Source organism: Terrabacter sp. NPDC080008 (assembly GCF_040702505.1).
In the GTDB taxonomy this organism is placed as follows: domain Bacteria; phylum Actinomycetota; class Actinomycetes; order Actinomycetales; family Dermatophilaceae; genus Terrabacter.
Genome location: NZ_JBFBLC010000005.1, coordinates 256,505 through 271,406 on the forward strand (window position 1 = coordinate 256,505; position 14,902 = coordinate 271,406).

Here is a 14,902-nt window from a genome sequence, read left to right on the forward strand (position 1 = left end):
ACGGCAGCGGTCCAGGTCGGGGACTGCTGGACGGCACCCGACCGGGGTGCCGGGCCGGTCCGCGTGACCGCACCCGACACGGCATACGGCAGATGGCACAACGGGCGGTGGAGGTGCGATGGGCGACGGTCACGGTCCCGCACTGCTGCCCGGAGCCGTCTCGCCGCTCGTGCTGGCCGAGGTCACCGGCCCGCGTCGGCGCTGCCCGGTGCTCGCCGCCTTCCCGACGTGCGTCTACGTCGACCTCGGGACGCACGACCGGGTGCTGGCCGTCCTCGCCTCCGACGCGCTCGCCCTGCCCATCGGGGTGCGGCTCGCCGTGCCGTCGGCCGCCGTCCGGTGGGGCGTCGAGCCGGGCGACGAGGTGGTCGTGGGCGAGGGACGCGTGCGCCTGCCCGGCCTCGAGGTCGTCGGCGCACGGACCCAGCGACCGGCGCGGGTCCGCCCGGCGCGCCGCGGACGGGCTGCCATGTCGACCGCGATGCCGTTCGCGCTTCCCGACGCCGGCGTGCTCGGCGACCTCGCGCACGACCTGTGCGCAGCAGCGCTCGCCGGTGACCCGGTCGAGCCCGGCGTGCGCGGGCTGGTCGGTGTCGGACGCGGCCTGACGCCGAGCGGCGACGACGCCCTGTGCGGGGTGCTGCTCACCCTCGGCGCCATGGACGATGCGGTGGCGCGCCGTGCTCTCCGTGCGCTGCGCGACGCCGTGCGGCAGGCGCTGCCCGCGACGACGAGCCTCTCGGCCGCGCTCCTCGTCGCCGCCGGAATGGGGTATGCCGTGCCCGACGTCGCGCGGCTCGTCAGCCTCGCGGTCGCGGGCAGTGCGCCGCTCTACGACCGTGACCACCTGCTCGACCGCGTGCTCTCAATCGGGCACTCGTCGGGCCGAGACCTCCTCTCCGGCGTCACCGGCACACTCCGCGCCGTCGACGCCTCGTTCGAACCCGCCCCCCAGGAAGGAGCCCATCGTGGCTGACCACGTCGAGCTGAGAACCGGTGCCTACTTCGACTCCGTGACCCTGATGCAGGTGTCGCGCACCGTCGCCGCCGCGCCCGGTGTCGAGGCCGCCCAGGTCGCGATGGCGACCGAGCTCAACCTCGAGGTGGTCCGCGGCATGGGCTTCGACGTGCCCGAGTCGTCGCCCAACGACCTCGTCGTCGCCATCCGCGGCGATGACTCCGGCATCGCCGCCGGCACCGCCGCCCTCGAGGACGCGCTGACCCGGACCCGTTCTGCGGGAGGCGGATCCGGCGGTTTCGGTGACGCACCGGCGCCACGCACGCTGGGCGGCGCGATCCGCCTGGCCGGTGCGGACCTCGGCCTCGTCTCGGTGCCGGGCGAGCACGCCGTGGCTGAGGCGCTGGACGCCGTCCGCGCCGGCGTCTCCGTCATGGTGTTCTCCGACAACGTGCCGGTCGAGGACGAGGTGCGGCTCAAGGACGCCGCCGCTGACGCCGGCGTCCTCGTCATGGGGCCCGACTGCGGGACTGCAGTCGTCGGGGGAGTCGCGCTCGGCTTCGCCAATGTCGTGCGGCAGGGCTCGGTCGGCCTCGTAGCCGCGTCGGGCACCGGCGCGCAGCAGGTCATGTGCCTGCTCGACGCGGCGGGTGTCGGCATCAGCCACTGCCTCGGCGTCGGCGGGCGTGACCTGTCCTCGGCCGTCGCCGCGCGCTCGACGAAGCAGGCGCTCGCGGCCCTCGCTGCCGACCCTGACACGAGCTCGATCATCGTGATCTCGAAGCCGCCGGCCGCCGAGGTGCTCGCCGACTTGGAGGCGTATGCCGCCGGGCTGGGCAAGCCGGTCCACTGGGCGACGCTCGGGGCCGGGCGTCCCGACCTCACGGCCGCGGTCGAGGCGGCGCTGGCTGCCACCGGCCACGACGTCCCGGACAGCTGGCCGACGTGGGGCGCGGCGGAGGCTGCGACTAGGGGCGAGACTGCGCCGCAAGGTGACTCGCTGCGCGGCCTCTTCTGCGGAGGAACCCTGGCCGACGAGGCGATGCTCGTCGCGGGCGAGGTGCTCGGCGACATCCGCTCCAACATCCCGCTTCGCCCCGAGCTCGCGCTCGGCCCCGATCTGCGCGACCCCGGTCACGTCGTCATCGACTTCGGAGACGACGCGATGACCGTCGGTCGCGCGCACCCGATGATCGACCCGTCGCTGCGCCTCGAGCGCATCGCCGCGGAGGCCGCCGACCCGACCTGCGGCGTGCTGCTGCTCGACCTCGTGCTCGGCCACGGCGCCCACGCCGACCCCGCACCCGAGCTGGCCGAGGCCATCCGCTCCGCCCGAACCGCCGCTGATGCGGGCGGCAGGCACCTCGACGTCGTCGTCTCCCTGACCGGGGCCGAGGGCGACCCGCAGGGGCTGCAGGCCAGCGCCGCCCGGCTCGTCGAGGCGGGTGCCGTCGTCAAGCTGTCGAACGCGGAGGCCACTCGCGAGGCCCTGCGCCTGCTCGGCCACGACGTGAGCGCCCACTCGATGTCGGAAAGTGCCCACTCGATGTCGGGCAGTGCCAACTCGACGGGGGAGGGGGAGGCGCTGCGTGGGCTCCTGACCCACGAGGTCTCCGTCGCAGCTGCCGGCGTCTCGCTGTTCTCGGATGCGCTTCGCGCACAAGCGGTTTCGGTCACCGACGCGGCCTGGCAGCCGCCGATGCCGGGCACCGCGGGTGACCTCGCGCGTGTGCTCGCCGACGCGCGCCGTGACGCCGCCAACGCGGAGGCGCTGCGCCGGATGACCGCCGCCGGCGCCGACCTCGTCGACGTCCGTCCGGCGAGCGAGGCCCTGGGCCTCGAGCGCGGCACGTTCCTGCACGCCGGCCCGCCGATCACCTTCGACCGGGCCTCGGGTCCGCTGCGCGGCGCGCTCATCGGCGCGATGCTCCTCGAGGGCCTCGCCGACACGGCCGAGGAGGCCGAGGCGAAGCTCGAGAAGGGCGACGGCATCACGCTCGAGCCGTGCCACCACCGCGACGCCGTCGGACCGATGGCCGGCGTCGTGAGCCCCTCGATGTGGGTCTACGAGCTGCGGGACGACGTCCACGACAACACGTCGTGGTGCTCGCTCAACGAGGGGCTCGGCAAGGTGCTGCGCTACGGCGCCTACGGCCCCGAGGTCATCGACCGGTTGCGGTGGATGAACGCCGTGCTCGGCCCGATCCTCCAGCAGGCCGTCCGGGCCCGCGTCGACCAGCAGGGCCCGATCGACGTCAAGGCGATCATCGCCCAGATGCTGCAGATGGGCGACGAGGGCCACAACCGAAACCGCGCCGGCTCGCTCATGCTCCTGCGCGAACTGCTGCCGACGATGATCACCGCCGACGCGTCCTCGACCGACGTCGCCGAGGCAGTGCGCTTCTCCGGCGCGAACGAGCACTTCTTCCTCAACCTCGGCATGCCGGCCTGCAAGCTGAGCACCCTTGCCGCGCATGGCATCCCGGGAAGCTCCGTCGTGACGACCATGGCGCGCAACGGGACCGACTTCGGCATCCGCGTGTCCGGCACGGGCGACGCGTGGTTCACCGGACCGGCCAACACGCCGGAGGGGCTCTTCCTCGGCTCGTACGGCCCCGAGGACGCCAACCCCGACATCGGCGACTCGGCGATCACCGAGACCGGCGGCATCGGCGGTTTCGCCATGGCCGCGGCCCCGGCCATCGTCAAGTTCGTCGGTGGTGACGTGCCTTTCGCGCTGCGCGCCACCCAGACGATGTACGAGATCACGGTCGGCGAGCACACGGCATACCAAGTCCCGATCCTCGACTTCCGTGGGACGCCGACGGGCATCGACGTCGCCTCGGTCGCGCGGACCGGGATCCTGCCGCAGATCAACACCGGCATGGCCGGGCGCGTCGCCGGCACCGGCCAGGTGGGCGCGGGCCTCGTCAACCCGCCCGCCGAGTGCTTCACGCAGGCGCTGACCGCGCTCGCGCGGGCGGCCGGCTGACGAGTCGTCCCGCTCGGCGCTCCGTCACTGTTTCGTCCCATGCAACAGTGACGGAGCGCCCGAGCCGGGACCGGCCTGCCGCCCCGCGCCTCCGCGCCCGACCTCACCGGGGCTCCAGCGTGTCGCCACCCGTTCGTCGGCCCCTGCTCAGGAACCGGCCCTAGCCTCCCCACCGTGAGGCAGTCGAACGGCGACCCCCGCCCGACCCGGCGCTCCGTCCTCGCGGGGGCGAGCGTGCTGGTGCTCGGCGCCTGCACCAGTGGCGGCACGACGGCTGGGTCGGGCGAGTCAGGCTCGCCCTCCGCCAAGGGCAGTGCCTCGGCCACGAAGGGCTCGCCCTCGTCCTCCGCCGCCACCGGTGGCCCGGGCTGGGTCCGGGCCGAGAACGCCCGTCCAGGCACGACCGACTGGCGCATCGACGCCGCGCACCTCGCCGCCGAGACCGACCTCGCCGGCTACTGCGACACGGTGAGCGTCCTGCCCGGTGACTCGTTCGGCCTGCACCTGAGCTCCGCACTCGGGCCGGTCACCGTCCGCGCCTTCCGGCTCGGCCACTACGGCGGCAAGGGCGCCCGCGAGGTCTGGAGCGCCCGCAGCGTCAAGGCCACCAGGCAACCCGCGCCCACGACCGACGCCCTGCACACGGTGCGCTGCGCCTGGCCGCAGACCCTCCGCGTGCCGACGGACGGCTGGCCCGAGGGCAGCTACCTGCTGCGCCTCGACGCCGGCGGCAAGGCCCGCTACGTGCCGGTCGTCGTCCGGTCCCGCACGACCGCCGGCCGGCTCGTGCTCGTCTCCGCCGTCGCCTGCCACCAGGCGTACAACCAGTGGGGCGGCTACTCGCTCTACAAGGGACCGGACAAGAGCTTTGGCACCCGGGCCCACGCCGTCTCGTTCGACCGGCCCTTCGACAAGAACGGCGCGCCGCTCGTCATCGCCTACGAGCAGGGGCCGATCGCCGTCGCCGAGGGCCTCGACAGCACCGACCTCGACCTCGCCTACGTCACGTCGCTCGACCTGCACCGCGAGCCCGGCCTGCTCGCCGGCGCCAGGGGAGTGGTCTCGCCCGGCCACGACGAGTACTGGACCGTGCCGATGCGCCGGCACGTGGAGGCCGCCCGCCACGCCGGGACCAACCTCGCCTTCCTCGGCGCCAACGCCTGCTACTGGCGGGCCCGGTTCTCCGGGGACGGCCGGGTGCTCACCTGCTTCAAGGACGCCGGCCTCGACCCCGTGCACTCCAGCCCCGAGACCACCGCCCAGTGGCGCCAGGCGCCCCACCCCGACCCGGAGAACTCGCTCACCGGCATGCTCTACGAGGCGTTCCCCGCGGAGGCCGACCTCGTCGTGCACGATCCCGGCTTCTTCCTCCTCGCCGGCACCGGTGCGCGCCAGGGCGACCGGTATGCCGGCCTCGTCGGCACCGAGATCGACCGCGCCTACCCGGTGGCCGGCACCCCTGCCAACCTTCAGGTCGTCGCGCACTCGGCCGTGCCGCAGTACCGCAAGCCCGACACCCACTCGGACCTGACCTACTACTCGACGCCGAGCGGGGCCGGTGTGCTCGCCGTCGGCACGCTCGCGTGGACCGCGGGACTGCGCGGTGCGCATACCCGCCCGGCGATCGACGAGCGGGCGGCCACCTTCGCCCGGACCGTCACGGCGAACCTCTTCACCGCGATGGCGCAGGGCCCGATGGGGCGCTCGCACCCCGCCCGCAGCAACCTCGCCGGCATCGGCGCCTCGGCCAGCACCTCAACCGGCACCGGAGGTCCCGTGGCCCGGGCGTGAGCCCACGGCGTACCACCTCGAAAATGGGTGGGTCGGTGTCCGTGCGCCCGCCTAGGGTGGACAGGCCATGCGAGACTTCCCGCCCCCTGTCCGGGCCTTCACCGACCGCGGCGCCGAGACGCCCGACACCCGCTCGCCGCGGGCCTTCCTGCTGTGGATGGTGCGCCAGAACGGCAGCCTGTTCTGGGCGGGCCTGCTCGTCGCGCTCATCTGGATGGTGCCGCAGACGGTCGGGCCGTGGATGGTCGGGCGCGCCATCGACACCGGCATCGTCACCGGCGACTCGGGCGCGACCACGCGGTGGCTGCTCGCCATCGCCGTCGTCACCGTGTTCGGCGCGGCCAGCGGCATCCTCTTCCACACCGTCATCGTGCGCGAGTGGCTCATCGCCCTCTACGGCACGACGATGCTCGTCACCCGCAAGGCCCTCCAGCTCGGGCACGTGCTGACCCGGCGCACCCCGACCGGTGAGGTGCTCTCGGTCTCGGGCAGCGACGGCGACCAGTTCGGCGCGCTCATGGAGATCACGACGCGCACCATCTCGCAGCTCGTCGCCTACCTCGTCGTGGCCGGCATCGTGCTCAGCACCTCGGTGCGCATGGGCGTGCTCGTGCTCGTCTCCGCGCCGCTGCTCGTCGTCCTCGGCACGCCGCTGCTCCGGCCTATGCAGCGCTGGCAGGGCGTCGAGCGCGCCCGCAACTCCGAGCTGACCTCGATGGCCACCGACATCGTCGGCGGCCTGCGCATCCTGCGCGGCATCGGCGGCGAGGACACCTTCGGCGGCAACTACGCCGCCCAGTCCCAGCGCGTGCGCCAGTCGGGCGTCGCGGGCGGACGGTGGCTCGCCGCGGTCGAGTCGGTCGGCGTGCTTCTCTCGGGTGGCTTCGTCGTGGCCCTGATGTGGCTCGGCACCCGTGAGGTCGCGCAGGGTCGCCTGACGGTCGGGCAGCTCGTCAGCTTCCTCGGCTACGGACTGTTCCTCATCCAGCCGATGCGCACCTTCGTCGAGTTCGCGCAGAAGTGGACACGCTCGGTCGTGTCGGCGCGCAAGGCGATCGCTGTGCTCGAGCAGCAGCCGCCGTGGGTGCACCCCGATGACCCGGCGCCGCTCGACACCACCGCCGAGATCGTCGACGAGCAGTCCGGCGCCACGATCCGCCCGGGCGTGCTCACCATGGTCGTGTCGGGCGTGCCCGACGACTCGGCGGCGCTTGCCGACCGCCTCGGCCGCTACCTGCCGAGCGGCGACGGGACCCTCGTCAGCGACGAGATCCCCGAGGACCTCAAGGGCCGGGCCGCGAAGCGGGAGCGGGCCGCCCGGGCCCAGGCCCGAGCCGAGCAGGCGCGTCGCGACGACGAGCGCGCCCGCCAGCCGTGGGGCGTCACCGTCGGCGGCGTCGACCTCTCGCGGGTGGAGCTCGACGAGGTACGCCGTCGCATCCTCGTGAGCGACAACGCACCCCAGGTGTTCGCCGGGACGCTGCGCTCGGCGGTCGACCCGCTCGGGACGCTGACCCGCGCCGACGCGGAGCGGGCGCTCTACACCGCCGCGGCCGACGACGTGTTCGACGCGCTGCCCGGCGGCTGGCAGGGCGAGCTCGAGGAGCGGGGTCGTGGCCTGTCCGGCGGCCAGCGGCAGCGCCTCGTCCTCATGCGCGCGCTCGCCGCCGACCCGGACGTGCTCGTCCTCGTCGAGCCGACCTCCGCCGTCGACGCCCACACCGAGGCCCGCATCGCCGCCCGGCTCGCCGAGCACCGCGGCGGCCGCACCACCGTCGTCATGACTGCATCGCCACTGCTGCTGCACCACGCCGACGAGGTGATCCTGCTCGAAGGCGGTGTCGCCACCGCCCACGGTCGGCACGCCGACCTGCTCGCCGAATCACCCGCATACCGCTCGGTCGTCGTTCGGGGCGCCGACGCCGACCCCGCTGTACTCTCCGACCTCGCCGAGGAGTCCCGATGAGCCGCGCCGACGCCACCGTCGTGGCGGCCGATGCCGCGACCGACGCCACGGGCGTCCACACGGCCGTCGCCACGCCGCAGTCGCCGCTGCCCGTCGGCCTGGCGGCCGAGTCAGCGCGCACCTGGGAGGCCGTCAGCCACGTTCCGCCCGTGCCCGACGAGCTGCGACCGCCCCAGGGGGCCTCGGTCACCGAGCGGGTCCGGGCGCTGCACCGCCGGCACCTGCTGCGCGAGCGGCGGGCCCAGGAGTTCGTGGCAGACACGATGAACTCCCGCAAGGGCCTGCCCATCGCGGACAACCGCAGCGTCGTCCGCTTCATGCGCGGCCTGCTGTCGCAGTCCCGGATGCTCGTCATCGCGGTGGTCGCCGCCAACGCGCTCGCCGCGACCGCCGGCCTGCTCGTGCCGCGGCTGCTCGGCGACCTCGTCGACTCGACCGTCGCCGACGTGCAGGCGGGTCGGGTCGACGCGGCGATGGCGGGCGCGAACTCTGCTGCGCTCGTCGTCGCCGGGCTCGTCGTGTTGCAGAGCGCCTTCACGCTCGCGGCCAAGATCTCCTCGGCCGTGCTCGGCCAGGGCGTGCTCGCCACCGCGCGCGAGTACGTCGTGCGGGCGATCCTTCGACTGCCGCTCTCCCGGGTCGAGAGCGCCGGGTCCGGGGACCTCGTCACCCGGGTGACCCGCGACGTCGGCACGATGAGCGAGAGCGTGCGCTGGGCGCTGCCCGAGGCGATCGTCGCCAGCATCACCGTGGCGCTGACGCTCGTCGCGATGATCAGCAACTCCGTCGTGCTGTCGGCGCCGTCGATCGTGCTCATGGCGCTCGCGCTCGTGCAGGTGCGCCGCTACCTCAAGCGCGCCTCGAAGGGCTACCTCACCGAGGGCGGCACCTACTCGCGCATCAACACGACGCTGACCGAGACCGTCGAGGGCGCCCGCACCGTCGAGGCGCTCGGGCTCGCGCGCCACCGGCTGCAGCGCGGCGACGACGACATCGCCGTCTCGGGACAGGCCGAGCGCTACACGATGACGTTGCGCAACCTGCTCTTCGCCGTCATGGACGTCGCGTTCAGCACCCCGCGCGTGCTCGTGCTGTTGCTCGGGTCCATCGGGTATGCCCAGGGCTGGGCCTCGCTCGGACAGATCACCACCGCGATCCTCTACACCGAGGCGCTGTGGGGCCCGTTCGACATGCTCGTCTCGACGGTCGACCGCGTGCAGGTCGGCATCGCCTCGACGACGCGACTGCTGGGCATCGCCACGGTGCCGGCCGACCGCCAGGCCGGCGACGACGTGCCGGTCGGGTCCGAGCTAGTCGGCAGCGACCTGCGCTACGCCTACCGCGCCGACCACGACGTGCTCCACGGCATCGACCTCGACCTGACCACGGGCGAGCGCCTCGCGGTCGTCGGGCCCAGCGGGTCTGGCAAGTCGACGCTCGGCCGGCTCCTCTCGGGCATCCACGGTCCGCGCACCGGGTCGGTGACGGTCGGCGGTGTGGAGCTCACGTCGCTGCCGCTCGATACGCTGCGCACCGAGGTCGCCCTCGTCACGCAGGAGCACCACGTCTTCATCGGCTCGGTCCGTGACAACGTCGTGCTCGCGCGCGAGGGCTCGAGTGACGAGGCGGTCCGGGCGGCGCTGAAGGCCGTCGACGCGCTGGACTGGGTGGAGCGGCTGCCGGAGGGGCTCGACACGAAGCTCGGCTCGGGCCACCACGAGCTGACGCCGGGCCGCGCCCAGCAGATCGCGCTCGCCCGGCTGATCCTCGCCGACCCGCACACCATCGTGCTCGACGAGGCGACCTCGCTCATCGACCCCCGCACCGCTCGACACCTCGAGGGCTCGATGAACGCGCTGCTCACCGGGCGCACCGTCGTCGCGATCGCGCACCGGCTGCACACCGCGCACGATGCCGACCGGATCGCCGTGGTCATCGACGGCCGGATCGCCGAGCTCGGCAGCCACGAGGAGCTCGTCGCACGCCAGGGGGAGTACGCCGCCCTCTGGCACGCCTGGACCTCCTGACCGCCGCCGTACGCCGGTCGAGAGCGCGCCCCGTCACATGTCGCTGTGACGGGCCGCGCTCTCGTCTGTGACAGGCCGCGCTCTCGAGTTGGACCTCCTCTCGAGAGAGCGCTGCGCACCACTCGAGAGCGCGCTCCGCCCCAGGCGTCGCGTCGTTTGTGCGACGGTTGGCAAGGATGCTCACGCGTCGACGCGGGCGAGTCGGCGTCGCACCACCGGACCGGTGAGGTCGAGCATGGCCCGCGTCAGGTCGACGCGCTCGAGGACGGACCGGCGCAACGAGTCCGAGGCATCGCCGCGGAGCTCGGCCGTCGGCAGCGCGGTGAAGACCGAGCGGACGAAGAGCGAGCCCAGGTAGCCGAAGCGCACGTCGTCCGGGTCCACGGCGTAGCCCTCGTCGGCAAGCCCTTGGAGGTAGCCGTCGAAGATCACCGGATCGATGCGCGCGATGTCGGCGGCCGGGACCAGCCCCGCATGCATCGAACCGACGAGCAGCTGGCCGAGGTCGAATCCGACCGCGAGCAGTGAGCCGAATCCCCAGTCGATGACGACGAAGTCCTCCTCACCCTCGCAGACGAGGATGTTCTGGATGCTGGCATCGCCGTGCGCATAGGTCTGCGGCAGGCGGTCCAGCTCGTCGAGGACGTCGACCACGAGCGGGAAGTGGGCGCGCAGGTCTTCCCGCAGGTCGACATCACCGGTGCCCCGAAGCGCCTCCGCCACGAGCGGGTGCGCCCACAGCCTGTCGTCGGCCAGGTCGGCTCGCCCGTCGTGCAGCACCCGTCCTTCGACGAGATACCGCAGTGAGGCCCCGGCAGGGATCCGGCACGTCTCCGGGAGTCGCTCATTGACCTCTGCGCCGGCTCGCCGGCGTGCCGCCAACCGTCCGAGCAGCCGTGCCGCGCGGCGGAGCTCGTCGTGGGTCCACGGGCCCGGGCGCTCCTTCACGAACTCCCACCACAGACCGATGTGGTCGTCGTCGAACGCCTCGTGGTGGTGCAGGATCGGCGTCCGCATACCGGGAGGCAGCACGTCCGCGATGCCGGAGAGCGCCATGTCGAGCTCGAACCGCCACGGGAAGTTGCGGACGAAGAAGTCGCGCAGCTCTCCCTCGGGGACGTGGACCAGACCCGGCCAGAGCCGCGGGTGTCGCAGGAGCTTGACGAAGTAGGTGGTCTCGCCGCGGTCAGGGGTGGTCACGGCAGCGCGCCACAGCCCGGCGGTGGCGGGGGAGCCCCAGCCGTAGGCGATCGGGGTGAGGGTGACCGCGCCGCTGGGTGCGTCCGCGAGCCGGCTGGTGACCTGCGCGATGTCAACGGGCATGATGGCCGCCTAACAAGTAAAGGCTCTTGACCAAATTCAGGCTAGGGTCGCGGCATGGCACGTGGCAAGGCTTCCGGCACGCCGGCTCAGGACGATGCTGCACGCAGCGCCGTCGCGGTCGACGACCTGCCGGACCACCTGTTCCGCTGGTCCGATGCGGTGGGCCGACGCCTGTCCCGAGAGATGCGCGCGCTGGCCCCGGCGGAGCTGGCCGCCATCGGTGGTCGCCGCGCTCGCCTCCTGCAGATGATCCCTGCGAAGGGGATGCGAGTGACGGACCTGGCCCACCGGGCCGGCGTCACCAAGCAGGCCATCGGCCAGCTCGTCGACGCCCTCGAGGGCATGGGCCTCGTGCGCAGCGCGCCCAGCAGCTCCGACCGCCGGGTCCGGTGGGTGACGCGAACCCCTGCCGGGGACGCCGTGGTCGACCGGGCCCTCGCCCTCATCGCCGAGGCGGAGGACCGCCTTCGACGCGAGGTCGGGGCGCGTCGCTATGACGCCATGCTGGCCACCATGCGCGAGCTCGGGCGAGACGTCACCTGGTGACAGCAGGCCGCCGCACAAGCGGGTCTCGACGGAGGCTGGTTCACGTGTGATCGTGTGCTCATGAGCAACGACAGCACCGACACGCAGGCACCCGGGGAGCGGACGGCATACGTCATCGTCGGCGGAGGGCTGGCGGCCGCGAAGGCGGTCGAGGGCATCCGCGAGAGCGACACCAGCCGATCGATCCTGCTCGTCGCACGGGAGGACCGGCTGCCCTACGAGCGGCCGCCGCTGTCGAAGGGCGTGCTCAAGGGCGACGACGAGCTCGACTCGGCATTCACCCACGACCGCGACTGGTACGACGAACAGCACGTCGACCTGCGGCTCGGCACGAAGGCGACCGCCCTCGACCCGGACAGGCACGAGCTCACCCTCGACCATGGCGACGTCGTGGCGTACGAAAAGCTGCTGATCGCAACGGGATCCACGCCACGGGCGCTCGACGTGCCCGGCGCCGACCTCGACGGCGTGCTCTACCTACGCGAGATGCAGGAGTCCGAGGCGCTCAAGGCGAAGCTGACCGACGGCGCCCGCGTGGTCATCGTCGGCGCCGGCTGGATCGGTCTCGAGGTGGCCGCCGCCGGGCGCGACCACGGCTGCACGGTCACGATCATCGAGCCACAGCCGGCGCCCCTCATCGGAGTCATGGGCGAGCAGGTGGGCGGCTGGTTCGCCGACCTGCACCGCAGCCACGGCGTCGAGCTGCGCCTCGGCGAGGGCGTCGAACGGATCGAGGGTGAGACGTCGGTGACCGGGGTCGTCACGAAGTCCGGTGACACCGTGCCGGCCGACGTCGTCGTCGTCGGGGTCGGCATCACGCCGAACACCGCGCTCGCCGAGGACGCCGGCATCGAGACGGACAACGGCATCGTCACCGACCCCGCGCTGCGCACCTCGGCTGAGGGCGTCTGGGCCGCAGGCGATGTCGCGAACTGGCGCAGCACGACGCTCGACACGAACGTGCGCGTCGAGCACTGGGCCAACGCCCAGGACGGCGGCCTCGCGGCAGGCCGCTCGATGGCCGGGCAGGACGTCACCTACGACCCGATCCCGTTCTTCTTCTCCGACCAGTACGACGTCGGGCTCGAATACGCCGGCTACGTCCCACGCGACGCCGACGCCGACGTCGTGCTGCGAGGCGAGCCGTCGAGCAACGAGTTCATGGCGTTCTGGGTCGTGCCCGAGGGGGAGGGCGTACGCGTGCTCGCCGGGATGCACGTCAACGTCTGGGACACGATCGACGACGTCCAACGCCTCGTGCGCGAGCACACCGTGGTCGACCCGAAGCGCCTCGGCGACCCGGACGTGCCCCTCGGCGACCTGTCGTAGCCCCGCCGGCCGCCGAGGCGGGGGCACGACGAGGAGTGCGGCGCCGCGGAGTGTGTCCGTTTCGCCCTGCGGTCGGGTGTCGCTGCCTAGCCTGAACGGGTGGACGATCAGGATCGGTGGCTCCGCATCGCGGCGGAGATCCTCGACGCGCCCGATCCCGCCGTGGCCCACGAGCTGCTCGCCAAGAGCCTGACGCGCCAGACGCACGCCGACGTCGTCATGCGGATCGCTCTCAGGGTGGAGGAGCCCGACGACGTCGAGATCACCGTCGACGCGCGGGAGGCGCCCCCGCGCGAGCTTTGGCCGGATGCCGAGCTGATGCACGCCCACCCGCTGTCGCGCTACTACGCAGGCACGGGCGACCGTTCGCCGGTGCGCCTGACCGACCTGCTCGTGGCCGGCTGGCAGTTCGACGAGCAGGGCCGGGCGCTGGCCGAGGCCCTGGGCTTCACGGAGCACCAGATGACGCTGCCGTGCCGACCCGGCGGCGGGTTCGACGGGTGGGCGGCGGTCAGCGACGACGGTTTCACCGAGGACGACCTGGCGCGGCTCACGGCGCTGCAACCGCTGCTGGTGGGGCTGGACCGCCACGTCGCGCTGCTGACGGAGATGACGGCGCGGCCCACCGGCCCGGCGCCTGATGCGGTGCCGCTGACGCCGCGCGAGCTGTTGGTGCTGCGGCTGATGGCGACGGGCGTGACTGCCGAAGCGATCGCCCTGCGGCTGGCCGTCTCGCCCCGCACGGTGCACAAGCACCAGGAGCACCTCTACCGCAAGCTGCGTGCCTCCGACCGCCTCTCGGCCGTGCTCGCGGCGCAGCGTCTCGGGCTGGTGCCAGCGCCGGGGGCAGGCGCCTAGGACCTCCGGCGCTGCACGGCGGGAAGGGCGTGGGCTCCCACCTGCCCCACGCCCTTCCCCGGTCCACCCGCGGGCGTCGGCGGCACAGCCCCCTGTGCAGCCCCCTGACCCAGCCCGGGCGGATCCTCGGTGTCGAGAACAGGTGACAGTCTCGTCAGGTCGGGCACCTCGGGGAAATACGCACACCTACGTATGCCGTCCGCCTCGCCACCGGGGGAGGCGCGCAGGGGCGCGTGGCAGGATGGGCGCCGTGACGGCACAGATCCTCGACGGCAAGGCCACCCTCAAGGCGATCAAGGTCGAGCTGACCGAGCGGGTCGCGCGCCTGCGCGAGCACGGCGTGGTCCCGGGCCTCGGCACGGTGCTCGTCGGCGACGACCCGGGCAGCCACTGGTACGTCAACGCCAAGCACAAGGACTGCGCCGAGATCGGCATCACCAGCATCCGGCGGGACCTGCCGGCCACCGCCACGCAGGCCGAGGTCGAGGCCGTCATCGACGAGCTCAACGCCGACCCGGCGTGCACCGGGTTCCTCGTGCAGCAGCCGACGGGCCTGGACGAGATGGCGCTGCTCTCCCGAGTCGACCCCACCAAGGACGTCGACGGGCTGCACCCGATGAACCTCGGCTGGCTGGCCCTCGGCAAGCCGGCGCCGCTGCCGTGCACCCCGATGGGCTGCATCGAGCTGCTGCGCCGTTACGGCGTGCAGATCGCCGGCGCCAAGGTCGTCGTCATCGGACGTGGCCTCACCGTCGGCCGCCCCCTGGGTCTCATCCTCACCCGCAAGAGCGAGAACGCCACCGTCACCCTGTGCCACACCGGCACGAAAGACCTTGCGGCAGAGGTGCGCCAGGCCGACATCGTCATCGCGGCGGCCGGGGTGCCGAGCATCGTCACCAAGGAGATGGTCAAGCCCGGCGCGGCCGTGCTCGACGTCGGCGTGAGCAGGGTCGACGGCAAGATCGCCGGAGACGTCGCGCTCGACGTCGCGGACGTCGCCGGCTGGATCAGCCCCAACCCGGGCGGCGTCGGCCCTATGACCCGCGCGCTGCTGCTGACCAACATCGTCGAGGCGGCCGAGGCATCCGTCGCCGCTCGCGGCTGATCCGCTC

Annotated in this window: 10 protein-coding genes; 9 read left to right on the forward strand and 1 reads right to left on the reverse strand. The window is 73.0% G+C overall.

Annotated elements, in window-relative coordinates; genetic code table 11:
* Window positions 1-118 precede the first annotated feature (118 nt).
* From AB0316_RS15760 to AB0316_RS15780, 5 genes are all read left to right on the forward strand, one after another.
* Complete coding sequence (locus AB0316_RS15760; RefSeq protein WP_366273984.1) at window positions 119-976, forward strand: DUF2877 domain-containing protein; 858 nt, start codon at window positions 119-121, stop codon at window positions 974-976.
* Window positions 969-3,950, forward strand: a complete 2,982-nt coding sequence (locus AB0316_RS15765; protein WP_366273985.1) for a DUF1116 domain-containing protein — start codon at window positions 969-971, stop codon at window positions 3,948-3,950. The genes AB0316_RS15760 and AB0316_RS15765 overlap by 8 nt, the downstream gene beginning before the upstream one ends.
* A gap of 174 nt (window positions 3,951-4,124) precedes the next feature.
* Window positions 4,125-5,741, forward strand: a complete 1,617-nt coding sequence (locus AB0316_RS15770; protein ID WP_366273986.1) for a N,N-dimethylformamidase beta subunit family domain-containing protein — start codon at window positions 4,125-4,127, stop codon at window positions 5,739-5,741.
* A 67-nt stretch (window positions 5,742-5,808) separates the two neighbouring features.
* Window positions 5,809-7,707, forward strand: a complete 1,899-nt coding sequence (locus tag AB0316_RS15775; protein ID WP_366273987.1) for an ABC transporter ATP-binding protein — start codon at window positions 5,809-5,811, stop codon at window positions 7,705-7,707.
* The gene (locus AB0316_RS15780) at window positions 7,704-9,734 is read left to right on the forward strand and encodes an ABC transporter ATP-binding protein (protein ID WP_366273988.1); all 2,031 of its coding nucleotides are present in this window, start codon (window positions 7,704-7,706) and stop codon (window positions 9,732-9,734) included. Before AB0316_RS15775 ends, AB0316_RS15780 begins: the two co-directional genes overlap by 4 nt.
* Window positions 9,735-9,914: 180 nt before the next feature.
* Here the strand turns inward: AB0316_RS15780 and AB0316_RS15785 are convergent, their stop codons facing one another.
* On the reverse strand, window positions 9,915-11,057 hold the full coding sequence (locus tag AB0316_RS15785; RefSeq protein ID WP_366273989.1) for a phosphotransferase: 1,143 nt from the start codon (window positions 11,055-11,057) through the stop codon (window positions 9,915-9,917).
* Window positions 11,058-11,111: 54 nt separating this feature from the next.
* On the opposite strand from AB0316_RS15785, the gene AB0316_RS15790 reads away from it, so the two are divergent.
* The 4 genes from AB0316_RS15790 to AB0316_RS15805 all read left to right on the forward strand — a co-directional run bounded on the left by AB0316_RS15790 (window position 11,112) and on the right by AB0316_RS15805 (window position 14,895).
* Window positions 11,112-11,603, forward strand: a complete 492-nt coding sequence (locus AB0316_RS15790) for a MarR family transcriptional regulator (RefSeq protein WP_366273990.1) — start codon at window positions 11,112-11,114, stop codon at window positions 11,601-11,603.
* A gap of 60 nt (window positions 11,604-11,663) precedes the next feature.
* A complete protein-coding gene (locus AB0316_RS15795) occupies window positions 11,664-12,932 on the forward strand; it encodes an FAD-dependent oxidoreductase (protein ID WP_366273991.1) in 1,269 nt (422 codons plus the stop codon).
* Between the two features lie 99 nt (window positions 12,933-13,031).
* Window positions 13,032-13,790 carry a LuxR C-terminal-related transcriptional regulator gene (locus AB0316_RS15800; protein WP_366273992.1) on the forward strand — a complete coding sequence of 253 codons (759 nt, stop codon included), beginning with the start codon at window positions 13,032-13,034 and terminating at the stop codon, window positions 13,788-13,790.
* 250 nt (window positions 13,791-14,040) lie between these two features.
* Window positions 14,041-14,895 (forward strand): bifunctional methylenetetrahydrofolate dehydrogenase/methenyltetrahydrofolate cyclohydrolase, encoded by an 855-nt coding sequence (locus AB0316_RS15805; RefSeq protein WP_366273993.1) that lies wholly within the window; start codon window positions 14,041-14,043, stop codon window positions 14,893-14,895.
* The last annotated feature ends 7 nt before the right edge of the window (window positions 14,896-14,902 follow it).

Excerpts from the sequence above, each read along its gene's own strand:
- AB0316_RS15760 (WP_366273984.1), top strand. The coding sequence starts at position 119 with ATGGGCGACGGTCACGGTCCCGCACTGCTGCCCGGAGCCGTCTCGCCG.
- AB0316_RS15775 (WP_366273987.1), top strand. The coding sequence starts at position 5,809 with ATGCGAGACTTCCCGCCCCCTGTCCGGGCCTTCACCGACCGCGGCGCC.
- AB0316_RS15780 (WP_366273988.1), top strand. The coding sequence starts at position 7,704 with ATGAGCCGCGCCGACGCCACCGTCGTGGCGGCCGATGCCGCGACCGAC.
- AB0316_RS15785 (WP_366273989.1), bottom strand. The coding sequence starts at position 11,057 with ATGCCCGTTGACATCGCGCAGGTCACCAGCCGGCTCGCGGACGCACCC.
- AB0316_RS15790 (WP_366273990.1), top strand. The coding sequence starts at position 11,112 with ATGGCACGTGGCAAGGCTTCCGGCACGCCGGCTCAGGACGATGCTGCA.
- AB0316_RS15795 (WP_366273991.1), top strand. The coding sequence starts at position 11,664 with ATGAGCAACGACAGCACCGACACGCAGGCACCCGGGGAGCGGACGGCA.